This window comes from Massilia phyllosphaerae (assembly GCF_034659755.1).
Taxonomy (GTDB): Bacteria; Pseudomonadota; Gammaproteobacteria; order Burkholderiales; family Burkholderiaceae_D; genus Telluria; species Telluria phyllosphaerae.
Genome location: NZ_JAXSQX010000007.1, coordinates 281943 through 299491, shown reverse-complemented (window position 1 = coordinate 299491; position 17549 = coordinate 281943). Strand labels below are relative to the sequence as shown.

Sequence of the window (17549 nt, the reverse complement as noted above, 5' to 3'; positions counted from 1 at the left end):
ATTCTCCTCCAAGGATAGATTCAGCCCGCTCCCGTAGCGGGCTTTTTTTTTGCCATGGGGTTTCGTTTGCCCATGCATCGCGTGTGCTCTGCAACACGCGTGCTGCGCCGCAAAATCTGCGACATATTTCGTCGCAAATTTGCAACCTCAAGCGAATGTCGACTGCATGCCACACAGTCCATACGTGCCGCCGCCGTCATCGCTTTTAGTGTACGATGCATCCTCTTTTTGTAACGATAACAATATTTATAACGCGCTATGTCAGCTTCCGGTAAGTCCGCCATTTCCTCGAGTTCGTTCGACTGGTCCGCGTCCCGGCTGGGCACGCCGGATGCATGGCCGCCGGCGTTGCGCCTCGCAGCCGACCTGCTGTTCAATACGCCGCTGCCGATGCTGCTAGTCTGGAGCCGCGACATGACGGTGCTGTTCAACCAAGCCTATGCCGACCTGGCCGGGCCCGCGTACGGCAAACTGCCTGGCGGCAGCGTGCCGCCGGTGATGCCGCCGCCGCTCGCCGCCGCACCTGCCGAACTCGGACGTGCCTGGCAGGGCGAAGCGGCGCTCGCCGCCGACCGCAATCTCGGTTTCGGCGGCGCCGATGCCGGTGGCGTCTATGATTTGCATTTCACCCCGGTGCGCGGCGCCAGTGGCGCAGTCGACGGCGTGCTGTGCGCCGTGGCCGCGGTCGAGCCCGCGCTGTCGATGCCGCAGGACAGCGCCGCCGCCGGTCCGCTGAACATCCTGGTGGTCGAAGACAACCTCGATTCGCAATACCTGGTGTGCGAGATGCTGCGCGCCTTCGGCCACGAAGCCGACGGCGTCGGCCATCCGAACGATGCGCTCGACCGCCTTGCCGCCAACCGCTATGACGTGCTGTTCACCGACGTCAGTCTGCCCGGCATGTCCGGCGTCGACCTGGCCCGGCGCGCGGTCGCCGATGCGCCGGGCATGCGTGTGATCTTCGCTTCGGGCTACGGCGACACGCTGCTGCGCCACGTCGAATTCCCGTATCTCTCGCTGCAGAAACCGTACGAACTCGACCAGCTGCAGCAGGCACTGGACCAAGTCGCCAGCGCACTGCCGGGCCGCGCTTGAATCCATCCGGCAACGGTGTGCAGCCCAGCGCCCGGGCTGGGCTAGAATCGGCCTACGGCTTGCCAAGTGCACAGGCCGGGACTGCCTGCGCACCCCGCGCGGCGGACCGTCCTGTGCGCAGAGCCACGAACAATGATCCAGACTGAGCTTACCGGCATTACCCCCCTTCCCTCCGAGCCCGTCGGCCGCATTTGCCCGCCCGGCGCACCGGCTCGCACCTTTCACCTGCCGAAGGGGGCGCCGTGAGCAAGGAGCACGAGGACCTCGACGGCGCGGCGCAGGAATTGCTGGCCACGCGCGCGGCGCTGCGCCGCGCCACCGAGCGCATGGAAAACATGCTCGAAAGCCTGAGCGACGGCTTCTGCGCGGTCGACCACGCGTGGCGCATCACTTATATCAACGGACGCGCGCTGGAGATGCTGGCGCCGCTGCAGAAAACCCGCACCAGCCTGGTCGGCAGTTCGCTCTGGGATGCCTTCCCCGAATTGGGCGGCAGCCAGCTCGAAGGCGTCTACCGCCATGCCATGGCCACGCGCGAGAGCGCAATCCAGGAATTCTTCTACCCGGCGCTGAAGCGCTGGTTCGAAGTGCGCGCCCATCCGACGCCGGACGGCCTGACCCTGTACTTCCAGGACATCAACCGGCGCAAGGCCGACCAGCAAGCCCTGCAACTGGGCAATAACCGCCTGCAGGTGGCGCTGGCCGCCGGCGGACTGGGCGACTGGCGCTGGGAGGCCGCCAGCGACCGCGTGCTGCTGGGCGAACGCGCCGCCGCCATCCTCGGCCTGGTGGCGGACACGCCTCTGCTGTGGAGCGAACTGCGGGCCCGCCTCGAGCCCGAGGAACGCGAAGGCGTGCGCCGTGCGGTTTCGCATGCCTTCGCCAGCGGCGGCGACCTCGAACTCGAATGCCGCCTGCTCGACGCCGCCGGCCAGGCGCGCTGGGTGGCGCTGGTCGGACGCGCCCACTATGCCAACCCGTCCCAGCGCCAGGGCCTGCTGGGCATGACCGGCGTGGTGCAGGACATCAGCGCCCGCCGCGGCGCCGAAGACACGTTGCGCCAGAGCGAGGAAGTACTGCGCGCACTGGCCAACACGATTCCGCAGCTGGCCTGGATGGCGCAGGCCGACGGCGCCATGGTCTGGTTCAACGAGCGCTGGTTCGACTACACCGGCACCACGCCCGACCAGGTGGTCGGCTGGGGCTGGCAAGACACTTGCGAGCCGAGTGTGCTGCCGGCCGTGATGGAGCGCTGGAGCGCCTCGCTGAAGTCCGGCGAGCCGTTCGAGATGGAATTCCCGATCCGCGGCGTCGACGGCAAGTACCGCTGGTTCCTGACCCGCGGCAACGCAGTGCGCGACCGCGACGGCCACGTGGCGCGCTGGTTCGGCACCAGTACCGACGTCGACCAGGTCAAGCGCGCCGAGCAGGCGCTGCGCGACGAATCGCACGTACTGGAGCTGCTCAACAGCACCGGCACCACGCTGGCCTCGACGCGCGACCTGCGCTCGCTGCTGCAGGCGGTCACCGATGCCGCCACCCACATCGCCGGCGCGCGCCACGGCGCCTTCCTGTACCACCCCCAGGAACATGGCGGCAGTGGCAACCTGTTCTCGCTGTTCACGGTGTCCAGCGCCAGCCCGGCGGAATTCGAAGCTTTCGGCGAGCCCGGCACCAGCGGCCTGTTCACGCCCGGCATCGCCGGCCAGGGTGTCGTCCGCTCCGACGACATCCTGTTCGACGCCCGCTTCCAGTCCCTGCCGAACGCCCATCCGCCGCTGCGCAGCTATCTGGCCATGCCGGTGGTCGCCCATTCCGGCGAAGCGCTCGGCACCATGTTCTTCGGCCACCCCGAGCCGGGCGTGTTCAGCGAGCGCACCGAACGCATCGTGCGCGGCATCGCGGCCCAGGCCGCCGTGGCGATCGACAATGCGCGCCTGTACGAAGCGGCCCAGCGCGCCGCCGACGAGCGCAAGGTGCTGCTGGAAAACGAACGGCTGGCACGCGCCGAGGCCGAACGCGTCAGCAACATGAAGGACGAATTCCTGGCCACCCTGTCGCACGAGCTGCGCACGCCGCTGTCGGCGATCCTGGGCTGGGCCCAGGTGCTGCGCCGCGGCAGCCGCGACCAGAACGACTTGCAGCGCGGCCTCCAGACCATCGAGCGCAATGCGCGTTCCCAGGCCCAGCTGATCGAAGACTTGCTCGACATGAGCCGCATTACCTCTGGCAAGGTCTTGCTCGACATGCAGACGGTGGCACCGGCCGGCTTCATCGACGCCGCGGTGGAAACCGTGCGTCCGGCTGCCGATGCCAAGAACATCCGCATCGAGAAGCACTTCGCTATGGAACCCGGCATGGTGGCCGGCGACCCGGCGCGCCTGCAGCAGGTGGTGTGGAACTTGCTGTCCAATGCGATCAAGTTCACGCCGCGCGAGGGCCAGGTCGACATCGACCTCAGCCGCACTGACACCAGCGTCCTGATCACCGTGCGCGACAACGGTGCCGGCATCAAGCCCGAATTCATCACCCACGTGTTCGAGCGCTTCCGCCAGGCGGATGCCTCGATGACGCGCCGCCACGGCGGCCTCGGCCTCGGCCTGGCCATCGTCAAGCAACTGATCGAGCAACATGGCGGCACCGTACGCGCGGAAAGCGGCGGCGAAGGCCAGGGCGCGAGCTTCACCATCGAACTGCCGCTGGCCAAGCAGCAGGCCCCGGCCCCGCGCTCGGCGCGTGCCGCCATGATCCTGCCGACGCCGAGCACGCCGGAAATGACGGTGCTCGACCTGAGCGGCGTCGATGCACTGGTGGTCGACGACGACCGCGATGCGCGCGAATTGATCAAGCGGATCCTGAACGATTGCGGCGCCACGGTACGCATTGCCGCCAGCGCGCGCGATGCCATCGACCTGTTCACCGAAGCGCCGCCGCAATTGCTGATCAGCGACCTCGGCATGCCCGAAGTCGACGGTTTCGAATTGCTGGACTGGGTGCGGCGCCTGCCGCGCGCCCAGGGCGGCGAAGTGCCGGCGATCGCGCTGACGGCCTTTGCGCGTTCGGAAGACCGACTGCGCGCGCTGGAATCCGGATTCTCGGCGCATATTTCGAAACCGGTGGAACCGAGCGAACTGATCGCGACGGTGGCGTCGGTGGTGGGTCCGGCGGCGCCGATGGTCAACCGGCCGGCCGCGCCGGCGATGGGACGGAACAGCATGCGCTGAAGTTAGCCTGCTGCTCCTACCCTTGCACGAGATGCTGTCCTACAAGAAATTCTTGGTGATTTGCTAGACTACTTATGTTGCGCTGAGTTGGCATCGATGTAAGATATTGAACGATGCCGACCTTGATTTCACGAGAGTACGCATGCCGAGCCGACAAGACATTTTAAATGCCAAAATCCTGGTGGTGGACGATTCGCCGGACAATATCGAATTGATGGAAGAGATATTGCGGGAGGAAGGCTACGCCGACGTAAGTTCCACGATGCTGCCGGAGCAGGTTTGCCCGTTGCATCGGGAGCATAATTACGACCTGATCCTGCTGGACCTGCAGATGCCGGGCCTGAACGGGTTCCAGGTCATGAAGGGCTTGAAGGAAATTGAACAGGGTGGTTACCTGCCCGTGCTGGCCCTGACTGCCCAGCCCAGCTTCAAGATCGCCGCACTCGAAGCCGGTGCGCGCGATTTCATCAGCAAGCCGTTCGACTTGCTGGAAGTGCACAAACGCATCCACAACATGCTCGAAGTGCGCCTCCTATATAAAGAGCTCGCCCAGTACAGCCGCGCCCAGCAGGAACTGGCACTGCACGACGCCCTCACCGGCCTGCCGAACCGCCGCCTGCTGGAAGACCGCATCGAGACCGCGCTGCAGCACGCCAACCGCAACCACCACAAGGCAGCGGTGATGTACCTGGACCTGGACGGGTTCAAGGCCATCAACGATACCTATGGCCACGCCTATGGCGACGAGATCCTGAAACTGGTGTCGCAGCGCCTGCTGGCCAATTCGCGCAAGGAAGACACGGTGTCGCGTCTGGGTGGCGATGAATTCATGGTCGTGCTGGGCGACGTGCACAGCCTGGCCGATGCGCAGGGACCTGCCGCCAAGCTGGTCGAGGCGCTGTCCGAGCCCTATTTTATCAACGACCTCACGCTGCAGCTGTCGACCAGTATCGGCATCAGCATGTACCCGGACGATGCCGAAACGGTATCCGAGCTGATCAGCATTGCGGATTACGCCCTGTACGAAGCCAAGCGCGCCGGCAAGAACCGCTTCTGCGCCAACGGCAGCGCTGCGCGCCAGGCGGCGCAGGCAGTCAAGCCGCCCCTGCCGACGCCGTCGACGGTGGCCCCAGCGGAACTGGCCCAGCATCGCTGACCACGACGCCCTTCGGCCCGAGCATGCAAAAATGCCCACTACGCGTGGGCATTTTTATTGGAGCAATGTAAGGAAATGTTTTGCCAGGCGGCGTCGGAAACAGACTATATTAAGATAAGTCTGCTTGACATCTGAAAGCAGAACGGGCGCAGCCAATAATGGCTGCGCCCGTCGGGATGCAGAGCGTGGAATCAGGCTTCGCCGGCCTTACGCTCGCCGCCCGGTCCAAGCGCACGGGTACCGACGGTTTCTTCGTTGCGCGCTTCGATTGCCGTAGCATGCTGGTGATCGGTGCTGGCGTCGACTTTTTCGGGCGCCACTTCGATGCGGGTGATGCCGGAGTCCACGGACAAAGGATCGCTTGCCGGGAAGGTCATTTCGACTGCGTCGTCGAGCAGGGTTTCCTTGGCAACCGATTCAGCCGGTTCGGCTTCGGCGCTGGCCATGGTGCGGATGGCGCGGGCCCACTTGACAACCTTGAGTTCAGCCAGGTCGCCGATGCTGGTGATGCCGAAAGCATCGCGCAGGGCCTGAGCCTGTTGCGGGGTGACGCCGCGCAGTGCCGTCACCGGCTCGCTGACGAGTTCGCGGAAGCATTTGTCGTGATGGGTATCGTTTACGATGATTTGAATATTCATGTCTGTCCTTTCAAGTTGGCGCCTGTCTGTCCATAAACACGGTTGAATCAGACACGTTGCCAATATCGCACAAGGGCATGCGACACGTATGTGCGGCACCGAACCATGGCCCGGGGCAGGCCGCGCACGATTGAACTTTCACGTCTTGACACCGTGTTATCATGATTAACTGCAACTCTTATTGTGAAATAATTTTTCGCGACTGCAAGCTCTGCTATTCTCCGGGGTTTGCGAAACCTGTCCTGTATCCCAGTACATAAGCCGTGTCTCACTCCGACAAACCGAAGATTCTCGTCGTCAATGACGATCCCGCCAGCTTGTTGGCACTGACCAGCCTGCTCGAACAATGGGCAGACGAAAGCAATTACGAAGTGTTGTCAGCGAGGTCGGGCCAGGATGCCTTGCGCCAGGTCCTGCGGAACGATTTTGCTGTCATCCTGCTGGACGTCAACATGCCCGGCATGGACGGCTTCGAGACCGCCGAAGCGATTCACCAGCGGCCGCGCTCGGCCGACATTCCGATCATCTTCGTCACCGCCTTCCTGGCCGATGAAATCGACCGCCTGAAGGCTTACCAGCGCGGCGCCGCCGACTTCATGTTCACCCCGGTCATTCCGCAGGTGCTGCGCGCCAAGGTACAGGTGTTCGTGGCCCTGGCCATGAAGAACGAACAGCTCAAGCGCCAGGCCGAAAAGCTGTCGCAGCGCACCACCGAACTGACCGCTACCAATAAACGCCTGGTGCGCGAGATGGAAGAACGGCGGGCCGCCGAAGCCAAGAGCAGCGCCAAGGACGAATTCCTGGCGATGCTGGGCCATGAGTTGCGCAATCCGCTGTCGGCCATCAGTAGCGCCTCGTCGCTGCTGGGTATGCCCGGCGTCGGCGCGGAATCGAGCGGCCGGGCACGCATGATCATCCAGCGCCAGACCCAGCACCTGTCGCGTATCGTCGACGACCTGCTCGACCTGTCACGCGCCATGTCCGGCAAGATCCTGCTGTCACGCAAGCGGATCGACCTGGCGACCCTGGTTGCGGCCTGCCTGGACACCTTCCGCGCCACCGGGCGCACCGCCGGCTACACCATCAGCACCGACCTGCAGCCGGGCTGGGTGGACGGCGACTGCACGCGCCTGGAACAGATCGCCACCAACCTGATCGACAACGCCCTGAAATACACACCGAGCGGCGGCAGCATCGATATCGGCATCGGCGCCGAGGGTGGCGACATCGTGCTGACGGTGCGCGATTCGGGCGTCGGCATCGCCCCCGACCTGCTGCCGCACGTGTTCGACGTGTTCGTCCAGGGCGCGATCTCGATCGACCGCTCGCAGGGAGGCCTCGGGATCGGCCTGTCGCTGGTACGGCGCCTGGTCGAACTGCACGGCGGCGCGGTCAGCGCCAGCAGCGAAGGCAACAGCAGCGGCAGTACCTTCCAGATCCGCATGCCGCGCGCGGATGCGGAGGCCATGCATGAGGAACCTGCCGGCGGCGCCAGTACCGGCGCCCAGCAAACCATCCTGCTGATCGAAGACAATGACGATGGCCGCGAGATGATGGCGACCATGCTCGAATCATTCGGCTACCCGGTATTCCAGGCGCGCGACGGCCTCGAGGGCGTGCGTATCGCCGGCGACAAGGTGCCCGACGTGGCACTGGTCGACATCGGCCTGCCCGGGATCGACGGCTATGAAGTGGCACGCCGCCTGCGCGCCGAGCCGCAGACGCGCGAGATCCGCCTGATCGCCCTCACAGGGTACGGACTTGCCGAAGACCAGCAGCGGGTGCTGGATGCGGGCTTCGACCTGCATCTGGTGAAGCCGGTGGAGCTGGAGGCGCTGCTCGAGCAGCTGGCGGAGCCGGCGGGTCAGGCAGCGAATTAGCGTCCCTTAACGCGTCGTCCCCGCGAAGGCGGGGACCACGTTTCAAGAGCTGGCATGACGCTTACAGCGTAGCCAGGATCTCCTGCTTGCGCTGCGCCATCTCCTGGCCCAGCTGGATCATGTCCAGGCCCGACTTCCTGGCCTTCTCGAACATTTCCTCTTCCTCTTCCTTGACGTGGTGCTCGATCTGCTCGCTCAGCACTTTCACCTTGGCGTCGTACAGGTCGTCGTCCGGATTCATTTCCTGCAGCTGCTGGATCAGGTCCTTGGCCGAAGCGTGCTCGACCACGGCTTCGTCGACCATGTCTTCATCCTTGACCGCTTCGCGTACGGCCGGGTAGAAGATCTCTTCTTCGATCGTGGTGTGGGCGATCAGGGCGTTACAGATTTTTTCGGTCAGCTTGGCCTTGGTTGCCTTGGCGCGGTCGCTCAGGTTCTCGAACTGCTCGAACATGTCCGACACTTCGCGGTGATCGGCGGTCAGCAGGGCGATGGCGTCCTGGGCGCCGGGCATGCCCCCCTTGGTGCTGACGGATTGGGTACCTTGGGTCGATTTCGCGGTCATGATATTCCCTTTCAGTTGGATGGCTGCTGGGCAGCCTGAACCTTCAGCATCGCCCCAAACGACCCGCTAGACTGTACGGCAACACACACTGCCAACTTCATGCGCGCCATCGGCGGCCAAGCTGTTGTATCATCCATGGAAACATAAATTGATTGCATTTATGAAAGTTCCAGCACAACAACAGGATGAGACGGACGCCACGCGCGCGCCGGAGCAGGATAGCGCCACCGGCGCCGACACCGGCCGCGCCGCCGAACTGGCCGAATTGCTCGGCCACATGACCACTTGCTGGGATGAGGAAAGGCGCCTGCTGGCGCGCCGCCTGCACGACAGCCTGGGTTCGTCGATGACGGCGCTGACCATGCACCTGGCCCTGCTGTCCCAGCATCTGCCGGAGGCACAGCGCGACCGCGCCACGCAGATGAAGACCCTGCTCAACAACATTATCGAAACCAACCGCAAGATGCAGCTCACGCTCTGGAACGACAAGCTCGAGTTCCTGGGGCCGAAGGCGGCGATTGCTGAACTGGTGTCGGAATGGGGCCTCGCGCACAACATCAAGGCACGCGCCAGCCTGCCCGACGAAGACCCCGACTATTCCCGTCCCCAGGGCGTAGCCCTGCTGCGCGCCGCCGAGGAAGGCTTGCGCAACGTGCTGGCCCATGCCCAGGCGAGCGAAGTCGACGTGATCTTGGACGACGATGGCGACCAGGCGATGCTGACGGTGCGCGACAACGGCGTCGGGCCGAGCGGTGCATCCGCTACGTCGATGCACTGCCATGGCCTGCGCCTGCTGCGCGAACGGGCGCGCCAGCTGGGCGGCACGCTGACGATCCGGCCGGGACCGGAGGGCGGTACGGCGTTGACGCTGGTGCTGCCCCGTACAGCGTAAAACACCTCGCCCCTGCGAAGGCAGGGGCGACGGTCACCTGCTGGTGATCGTTGGTACGGTCAGTGCAGCTTGACCAAGGGCGTGGTCCTGCGAATCAGGAAGCGCGCCAGCGCCATCGTCCCGGTCCGTACCGAGCCCAGGATCGCCTTGTGGTGCATCAGATGCAGGCCCAGGTACATCATGCGCGCCATGAAACCCTCGACGAACCAGCTCAAGCCGTGCAGCGAGCCCATCAGGCTGCCGACGGTGGTCTGGTGGCCGATCGACACCAGCGAGCCATAGTCGCGGTAGACGTACGGATTCTTTTGCGGCGGGTAACCGCTGGCCATGTTCATGAAGGTCTTGACCAGGAAATCGGCCTGCTGGTGCGCGGCCTGGGCGCGCGGCGGGACTGGCTTGCCCTTGCCGTCGATGCAGGCGGCGCAATCGCCCAGCGCATACACGCCGGGCACACCCTTCACCTGCAAGTGACCGTCGACTTCGATCTGCCCGCCCTTGTTGGTCGGCAGGCCGAGCGCGGACAGGAATTCGGGGGCGCGGATGCCGGCCGCCCACACGCACATGTCGGCCGCATACACGTGGCCGGCGTTGTCGCTGACCTGGTATTTCTCGATCGCGGTCACGCGGCAATCGGTGACCACCCGGATCGCGCGCTGCTCGAGCAGGCGCAGGGCCGCGCCCGAGACTTTTTCCGGCAGCGGCGCCAGGATGCGCGGCGCGCCTTCCAGCAGCGTAATGCGGACGTCGCGCCGTACCTGCAGATTCTTGAAACCGTAGGCCGCATAGACGCTGGACGCCTCGCGCAGCTCGGCCGCCAGTTCGACGCCAGTAGCGCCGCCGCCGATGATGACGATGTCGAGCCCGCTGCGTCCGTCGCCGCCCGGTTCCTTGCTGCGCTCAGCCTGGGCCAGCAGGCGCAGCAGGCGCAGGCGGAAACGCTCGGCATCCTCGGTAGCATTCAGGGAAATGGTGTTTTCGCGGGCGCCGGGTACGCCGAAATAATTCGAGGTGCTGCCGACCGAAATCACCAGCGAACCGTATTCGATGGAACGCTCGGGCAGCACTTCCTCGCCGTCGCTGGCCGACGTCACCGGGGCCACGGTCAGGCGCTTGGCGCCCGCATCGAGCGCGGTCATTTCGCCATACACGAAGGTGAAACCGCGGTCGTGGGCCAGCATCTGGTAGGACAGGCCCTCCTGGTGGATGTCCAGCGTGCCCGCCGCCACTTCGTGCAGCGACGGTTTCCAGACATGGTAAAGGCGGCTGTCCACCAGCATCACCTTCCCCGGCCCGAGTTTCCGTCCCAGTTTGCAGGCCAGCTCCAGGCCGCCCGCTCCACCACCCACGATCACAATTTCACTTCGCAAACCAACCTCCCAAAATAATGCCCCACCATCCACGACAAGGATGGCCGGGCCAGATAAGGGTCAGTTTACTACGCCGTGCGGAAAACCGGTTGGCGCCGCTGTCCTTACATCAGCGGCCGTGACCCCCACCGTGGCCACCACCGTGGTCGCCGCCATGCCCACCACCGTGACCGCCGCCATGTCCGCCGCCGTGGCCGCGGTCATGGTCCCAGCCGCGCCCGCGGTCTTCCCAGCGGCCGCCGCCATGTCCGCCGCCGTGGCCGCGATACTCGACCACGCGCGGACCCGGGCCACCGTAGTAGCCATGGCGCGGACCGTGGTGGTAGTCGCGGTAGCGCGGCACATAGGTGTTGGTGTACCAGTCGTCGCGCACGAACAGCACCGGACGGCCGCAGGCATCATAGCGGCCGCAGAAACGGCGCCAGTTGTGGCGGTGGCCGGGCGGCACGCGCAGGTAAACCGGCGCCGCGGCGTAATGCGGACGCGGGGCGATGATCACCGGCTGCGGCGCGTACAGCATCGGCTGCGGCACAAAGTCGCCCATCACCACCTGGCCATAGAAGCCGGGCTGGCCGACGCTGATGCTGACATTGGTCTGGGCCAGGGCCGGGAAAGCGGCGACGCACAGCGCCGCGCCGAAGATGAATGATTTCATGGGTCACCTCGTCAAGAATGTGTGAAGTTTAGCAAATGAAATATTGCAATCCATACCTTGCAACACATGCTTACACACTGTTATGGCTGTAAAGGAACACATATTCCGCCACCCGCCGTGCGCCGCCTTTTCACTCCCGGGGCTAGGATGGATGACATGGAGGTCAACATGAAGACACTACGCTGGAGTGTGCTTGCAATGGCGTGCCTGCTGCTTGGTGCCTGCCAGGACCGGCGCGATCCGGTCAAGCCGACCACGGTCGCACAGGTCGCCATTCCGGCTGCCGCGGTTGCTTGAACCGCGCGCAGGCCGTCTTGTTTCCCGCCGGATGAGCGGGCAGGATGCCTGTTGCCCGGCGCGACCGGTTACACTGTCGCCTTTCCCACCTGTCGCAAGACCCGATTGCCCATGTCGTTTGCCTCGCTCGGCCTGATCGACCCGATCATCCGCACCCTCGCCTCCCTGTCCTACACCGCGCCCACCGCCGTCCAGTCGCAGGCGATCCCTGCCGTGCTGGCCGGACGCGACGTGATGGCGGCCGCCCAGACCGGCACCGGCAAGACAGCCGGCTTCGCCCTGCCCCTGCTGCAGCGCCTGGTGCTCGAAGGCCAGGCGGCCAGCAACGGCGCGCGCAGCCTGGTGCTGGTGCCGACCCGCGAACTGGCCGAACAGGTACACGACAGCTTCAAGGCCTACGGCGCCAGCCTGCCGCTGCGCACCATGGTCGCCTACGGCGGCGTCAGCATCAATCCGCAGATGATGCGGCTGCGCAAAGGCGTCGACGTGCTGGTGGCCACGCCGGGCCGCCTGCTCGACCTGGTCAACCAGAACGCGCTGCGCCTGAACGGCGTGCAGACCCTGGTGCTGGACGAAGCCGACCGCATGCTGGATCTCGGCTTCTCGCGCGACATCGACAAGGTGCTGGCCCTGCTGCCCAGGCAGCGCCAGACCCTGCTGTTCTCGGCCACCTTCTCCGACGCCATCCGCGTACTGGCCGATAAGCTGCTGCGCGATCCGGTCAGCATCGAAGCCTCGCCGCGCAACACCACGGTCAAGGCGATCAAGCAGTGGATCGTCCCGGTCGACAAGAAACGCAAGTCCGAGCTGTTCCTGCACCTGCTGAAAAAACACGGCTGGCGCCAGGTGCTGGCCTTCGTCAAAACCCGCAAGGGCGTCGATCAGCTGGTCGACCTGCTGGCCGCCAAGGGCATCGCCGCCGACTCGATCCACGGCGACAAGCCGCAGCCGGCGCGCCTGCGCGCGCTGGAGCGCTTCAAGGCCGGCGAAGTGCGGGTGCTGGTCGCCACCGACGTCGCCGCGCGCGGTCTCGACATCGAAGAGCTGCCGGTGGTGGTCAACGTCGACCTGCCGATCGTGGCCGAAGACTACGTCCACCGAACCGGCCGCACCGGCCGCGCCGGCGCTTCGGGCGAGGCGGTATCGCTGGTGTGCGCCGACGAGGTGCTGCAGCTGGCCGCCATCGAAATGCTGACGAAGCAGCCCCTGCAGCGCAAGGACGAAGACGGCTTCGAGCCCGAGCACCGGGTGCCGCAGACGAATGCGGCCGGGCAGATCGTCAAGAAGCCGAAGAAACCCAAAAAGGCCAAGCTGGCGCAGGGCGAGGCCAAGGTGGTACAGGAAGACGTGCGCTTCCGGCGATAAGCCGGCGCCGGGCCGAGCGGCGCCGGCGGATCAGGGCGCGGCCTCGAGCTCGGCACCCAGGCGGACGATCGTGTCCCTGAGCCAGCCCTGCGCCAGGTTGGCGTCGTTGCGCCGATGCCAGATCAGGTGAAACGAAATCGGCGGCAGCGGCACGGGCGGCGGAAAGATCATGAGGTCCGCGGCCTGGGCCGAATGCAGGGCGACCCGCCGCAACAGGATCGCGGCGAGCGGTGTCTGCTGCAATAACGAAGGCACCGCAAACATGTAGGGCAAGGTGACCTGCACGGTGCGCTCCAGTCCCCGGTCCGCCAGGGCCTGGTCGACGACGCCGTGTTTCGACCCTTCCGGCGACACCAGGATATGGCGCATCGCCAGGTAGGCATCCAGGTCCAGTTTCCCGCGGCTCGCGCGATGCTCTTTCCGCACCAGGGTCACGAACTCGTCGCGGAACAGCTCGCGGCTCAGGATGCGGCTTTCCGGCACCGTGGGCGCCACCCCGATCGCCACGTCGATCTTTCCCGCATCCAGCAGCGCGACCGCTTCGTCGCGTCCCCCGAAGCCATGCACGTCCAGGCGCACATGCGGCGCCGTGTGCGCCAGCTCGCCCAGCAGCCGCGGCAACAGCACGAAGGCCGGGTAGTCCGCCATGCCCAGGGTGAAGGTCAGCGACGCGGTCTCCGGCGCGAACGGCGCGGCGGGCGCGAGGAGCGCCTCGATCTGCCCCAGCGCGCGGGCGACGGGTTGCGCGATCTCGTAGGCGCGCGGCGTCGGCAACAGGCCGTTGGCACTGCGCTGGAACAGGCGGTCATTGAACAGCTTGCGCAGGCGCGCCAGCGCAGCGCTCATCGCCGGCTGGCTGACGTCCACCTTGGCCGCGGCGCGCGTCACGTTGCGCTCGTCCATCAATGCCTGGAATGCCGCCAGGAGGTTCAGGTCGATCCCTTTGAAATCCATATTTTGTATATTGCTGTATTCGCGCTATTTGTTGGATGGATTTTAGCGGGCTTACATAATGTCCTCAAGCGCCGGATTTCCCGGCGCAACCTGAAAGGACGATCATGCACCAGCCCTCCACCATCCAGCCCGACCGCCTGGCGGCCGAGCGCCGCGTCGTCGAACAGTTGTACGACGCCTTCAACCTGCAGAATCCGGACTTGCTCGACGGCGTGGTCACACCCGACTGGAAAGACATCCCCCTCGCCCCCGGCCAGGGTCCCGGTCCGGATGGCCTGAAGCCGATCATCCACGCTTTCATCGCCGCCTTCCCCGACGTGCACATCGCCATCCACGACCTGGTGCAGGTACCGGGCAAGATCGCGGTGCGCGGCGAGATCACCGGTACGCACAAGGGCGCGCTGTTCGGCATGCCGGCGACGAACAAGTTCGTCAGCTTCGGCATCCACGAATTCCACGAACTAGACGGCGACCGCATCGCGACCACCTGGCACATGGAAGACTGGTTCGGCCTGTTCCAGCAGCTCGGCCAGTTCCCTGCCCTTTGATATCCGACCGGAGAAACCCATGCAAGCAGCAAGGATCCAGGATTTCGGCAGCCACGCCGACGTCGCCACCCAGAGCATCGCATTGCCGCCACCCGGTGCCGGCGAGGCCGTGGTGCGCATCGAGGCGGCCGGCGTCAATCCGCTCGACGTCAAGATGATCGCCGGGTACATGCAGCAGGTCTTCCCGGCCGCGCTTCCCTACACCCCCGGCACCGACTTCAGCGGCGTCGTCACCTCGCTGGGCGCCGATGCGCACGGCGTCAAGGTAGGCGACCGGGTCGTGGGGCGCCGGGCGCCGGGCAGCGGCGGCGCCTTTGCCGAATACACGCTGGCGCAAGCGGATACCCTCGTCGTCGTCCCGGACGCGATGAGCTACGAGCAGGCCGCAGCCCTGCCCACGGCATTCGGCACCGCCTGGCAGGCCCTGTTCGACGCCGGCAAGCTGCGCGCCGGCCAGCGCGTGCTGGTCCATGGGGGCGCCGGCGGCGTCGGCAGCTTCGCGATCCAGCTGGCGAAACGATGCGGCGCCTGGGTCGCCGGGACGGCATCGGCGGGCAATCTCGGCCTGCTACGGGAACTGGGTGCCGACGAAGCCATCGATTACCGCGCCGACGATTTCACGCGCCTGTCCAGCGTCGATCTCGTGCTCGACACCGTGGGCGGCGAGACGCTGGCACGATCCTGGCAGGTACTGGCCGCGGGCGGCACGCTCGCCACCCTGGTCGACTTCGCGATCGCACCGCAGGCTGGCCGCAACGGCAGCTTCGTATTCTTTTCGGATGCCGCACCCGCCCTGCGCGAGGCGATGGCGATGTTCGCCGGAGGCCGCCTGCAGATCGTCATCGACAGCCTGTACCCGCTCGACCGGGCCGCGGCGGCCCTGCACAAGGTCGCGTCCCGCCACGCGCGCGGCAAGGTCGTCGTGCGCACCGTCCGCTAGAGGAGACAGAATGACTTTATCGGCAGACAGCGGCCAGGTCGTCCTGGTCACAGGCGCCGGTTCCGGCATCGGCCGGGCCGTCGCCACGGCGCTGGCCCGCGCCGGACACACGGTCTACGCCAGCATGCGCGATATCGCGGGCCGTAACCGCGAGCGGGCCGCAGACATGGACATGCTGGCCGGACGTGAAAGCTTGCACCTCCGGTGCATCGAACTGGACGTGTCGTCGGAAGCCTCCTGCCGCGCCGCGGTCGACCAGGTTTTGCTGGCATGCGGACGAATCGACGTCGTGGTGAACAATGCCGGCATGCTGATGGCCGGGCTGACCGAGGCGTTCACGCCGGCCCAGGTCGCACAAGTCATCGACACGAATGCGCTGTCCTGGCTCAGGGTCAACCGCGCCGTCCTGCCGGCGATGCGGCGCCAGGGCCGGGGGACGCTGGTGTACATCGGCAGCACGACCAGCCGCATCCACGAGCCCTTCATCGGGCCCTACGTTGCCAGCAAGGCCGCGGGCGATGCGCTGGCCGAAGTCATGGGCTTCGAGTCGAGCCCGTTCGGCATCGACAGCGTGATCGTGACCCCGGGCGCGTTTACCACGGGCACGGAACATTTCGCGCATGCGAAGGGCCCGATGGACACCGCCGTCCTTGCCCAATACGGGGGCTTGCCCGCACGCGCCGCTGGCCTGGCGGCGAAGCTCGACGCAGTCGACGCCACCCACGGCGGCCCGCTCGGGGTCGAGGCCGTCGGCGCGGCAGTCTGCCGGGTGCTGGCGCTGCCGCAGGGCGGGCGTCCGCCACGCATCACTGTCGACGCGCAGCAAAAAGGCGTCGAGGAACTCGATGCGCTGCACCAGGCAAAACAGCGGGCCTTCTTCGAACGGATGGGCCTGGACGACCTGCTGCCTAGCGCCCGGCGATGACCTCGCCCAGCGACCTGGCCTGCGGCGCGTGATGCTGCATCGCCCACCCGGCGCCGGTCACGACCAGCGTCGTCAAGACAAACGGGATGATGGTGCGCCTCACGGCCGAGCGCATCCAGTGCCGCACATCGAGCACCCGCAGCCGCCGGTACAGGCCGGCGGCCAGCAGTGCATCGACCAGGATCTCGGCAAACAGCACGGGCGCCGACCAGACCACGAACAGGGACGACAGGGCGATGCCCAGGGCCAGCAGGATCACGACGAGCGGAATCGCCCCCTCGTCGGCCTGGCCAATGGCGTCGAGCGGCTTTTCCACGATCGCCTCGAGACCGCCACCCTCTTCCGCTCCGAACTCGACATTGGCACTGGCGCCGCCGCCGTCGAAGGAGCCGCCAGCGCCTGCGACCGGCTCGGCGTGAACGCCGCCGGACGCGCTGCCGCCCGAGCCGCCGGCGCCAACCCCATCGCTTTCGAATCCGTCCAGCGACCAGCGGTCGACGTAGTCCGCTGCACTGGTGCGCAACCACAGCCATAACAGCGACAGGAAGACGATATACGCAAGGCCCATCGCCAGCAGGTAGCGCAAGGCCATCGTATCGATCCCGGCCGCCAGCATGCCGGCCGAGGCACCGAAACCTGCCAGGCCGGTCAGCGACACCAGGATGCACATCTGCACGCGCGGAAAACCGTCGCGCAGCAGCCGGGCGCGCATGCGTTGCACGGCCACGGCGCGCGTGAGGCGGCGCCGGCGGACGCGCGGTCCTGTTGCGGGTTGGGTATGGCGTGTCGAGGTGCGCGATGGTTGCCGGTTCATTGTCAGCTGCTCTCCATTGGTCCGTCTGCGACGCAGTCCAAGACATCCGGCCTCCCATGGTTAGGGCCGGCCGTCTGGCTCAGCATAGCATGTTACCAACGTGAAACAAGATGATACGTCGGCGGCCGCCTGCCCGGCATGCTCAGCGTACCGACACGCTTGTACCACCTTTCTACCGAGACAATCCTTCTGTAGGCATCCTACCCAACGCAAAATTTTTTTCTATAAAGAAGA

The 17549-nt window shown here is 65.8% G+C and carries 16 protein-coding genes; 10 read left to right on the top strand and 6 right to left on the bottom strand.

Annotation, left to right across the window (positions count from 1 at the left end):
- Positions 1-258: 258 nt before the first annotated feature.
- From U1H99_RS24860 to U1H99_RS24850, 3 genes are all read left to right on the top strand, one after another.
- Positions 259-1095, top strand: a complete 837-nt coding sequence (locus U1H99_RS24860) for a response regulator (RefSeq protein WP_323144364.1) — start codon at positions 259-261, stop codon at positions 1093-1095.
- Between the two features lie 242 nt (positions 1096-1337).
- The gene (locus U1H99_RS24855; RefSeq protein WP_323144363.1) at positions 1338-4319 is read left to right on the top strand and encodes a hybrid sensor histidine kinase/response regulator; all 2982 of its coding nucleotides are present in this window, start codon (positions 1338-1340) and stop codon (positions 4317-4319) included.
- A 142-nt stretch (positions 4320-4461) separates the two neighbouring features.
- On the top strand, positions 4462-5475 hold the full coding sequence (locus U1H99_RS24850) for a diguanylate cyclase domain-containing protein (RefSeq protein WP_141829200.1): 1014 nt from the start codon (positions 4462-4464) through the stop codon (positions 5473-5475).
- Between the two features lie 191 nt (positions 5476-5666).
- Here the strand turns inward: U1H99_RS24850 and U1H99_RS24845 are convergent, their stop codons facing one another.
- A complete protein-coding gene (locus U1H99_RS24845) occupies positions 5667-6113 on the bottom strand; it encodes a hypothetical protein (RefSeq protein WP_323144362.1) in 447 nt (148 codons plus the stop codon).
- A gap of 263 nt (positions 6114-6376) precedes the next feature.
- Between U1H99_RS24845 and U1H99_RS24840 the strand changes: the two genes are divergently transcribed.
- A complete protein-coding gene (locus U1H99_RS24840; RefSeq protein ID WP_323144361.1) occupies positions 6377-7993 on the top strand; it encodes a response regulator in 1617 nt (538 codons plus the stop codon).
- A 61-nt stretch (positions 7994-8054) separates the two neighbouring features.
- Here U1H99_RS24840 and U1H99_RS24835 read toward each other — a convergent pair whose 3' ends face one another.
- Positions 8055-8507: a hemerythrin domain-containing protein gene (locus U1H99_RS24835; protein WP_185748536.1), complete on the bottom strand. Its 453-nt coding sequence runs from the start codon at positions 8505-8507 to the stop codon at positions 8055-8057.
- A 211-nt stretch (positions 8508-8718) separates the two neighbouring features.
- On the opposite strand from U1H99_RS24835, the gene U1H99_RS24830 reads away from it, so the two are divergent.
- A complete protein-coding gene (locus U1H99_RS24830; protein ID WP_323144360.1) occupies positions 8719-9450 on the top strand; it encodes a sensor histidine kinase in 732 nt (243 codons plus the stop codon).
- 59 nt (positions 9451-9509) lie between these two features.
- Here the strand turns inward: U1H99_RS24830 and U1H99_RS24825 are convergent, their stop codons facing one another.
- Positions 9510-10817: an NAD(P)/FAD-dependent oxidoreductase gene (locus U1H99_RS24825; RefSeq protein WP_323144359.1), complete on the bottom strand. Its 1308-nt coding sequence runs from the start codon at positions 10815-10817 to the stop codon at positions 9510-9512.
- A 109-nt stretch (positions 10818-10926) separates the two neighbouring features.
- Positions 10927-11472 carry a hypothetical protein gene (locus tag U1H99_RS24820; protein WP_323144358.1) on the bottom strand — a complete coding sequence of 182 codons (546 nt, stop codon included), beginning with the start codon at positions 11470-11472 and terminating at the stop codon, positions 10927-10929.
- Positions 11473-11640: 168 nt separating this feature from the next.
- Between U1H99_RS24820 and U1H99_RS24815 the strand changes: the two genes are divergently transcribed.
- Positions 11641-11769 (top strand): hypothetical protein, encoded by a 129-nt coding sequence (locus U1H99_RS24815; RefSeq protein ID WP_323144357.1) that lies wholly within the window; start codon positions 11641-11643, stop codon positions 11767-11769.
- Positions 11770-11880: 111 nt separating this feature from the next.
- On the top strand, positions 11881-13134 hold the full coding sequence (locus tag U1H99_RS24810) for a DEAD/DEAH box helicase (protein WP_323144356.1): 1254 nt from the start codon (positions 11881-11883) through the stop codon (positions 13132-13134).
- A gap of 30 nt (positions 13135-13164) precedes the next feature.
- Here the strand turns inward: U1H99_RS24810 and U1H99_RS24805 are convergent, their stop codons facing one another.
- Entirely contained in the window at positions 13165-14088 is a 924-nt protein-coding gene (locus tag U1H99_RS24805; RefSeq protein WP_323144355.1) for a LysR family transcriptional regulator, read from the bottom strand.
- Between the two features lie 104 nt (positions 14089-14192).
- Between U1H99_RS24805 and U1H99_RS24800 the strand changes: the two genes are divergently transcribed.
- The 3 genes from U1H99_RS24800 to U1H99_RS24790 are packed head-to-tail and all read left to right on the top strand — an operon-like array spanning position 14193 to position 16501.
- Positions 14193-14636: an ester cyclase gene (locus tag U1H99_RS24800; protein ID WP_323144354.1), complete on the top strand. Its 444-nt coding sequence runs from the start codon at positions 14193-14195 to the stop codon at positions 14634-14636.
- 19 nt (positions 14637-14655) lie between these two features.
- A complete protein-coding gene (locus tag U1H99_RS24795) occupies positions 14656-15576 on the top strand; it encodes an NADP-dependent oxidoreductase (protein ID WP_323144353.1) in 921 nt (306 codons plus the stop codon).
- Between the two features lie 10 nt (positions 15577-15586).
- A complete protein-coding gene (locus U1H99_RS24790; protein ID WP_323144352.1) occupies positions 15587-16501 on the top strand; it encodes an SDR family NAD(P)-dependent oxidoreductase in 915 nt (304 codons plus the stop codon).
- Here U1H99_RS24790 and U1H99_RS24785 read toward each other — a convergent pair.
- Entirely contained in the window at positions 16485-17315 is an 831-nt protein-coding gene (locus U1H99_RS24785) for a hypothetical protein (protein WP_323144351.1), read from the bottom strand. The genes U1H99_RS24790 and U1H99_RS24785 overlap by 17 nt on opposite strands.
- Positions 17316-17549: the final 234 nt, after the last annotated feature.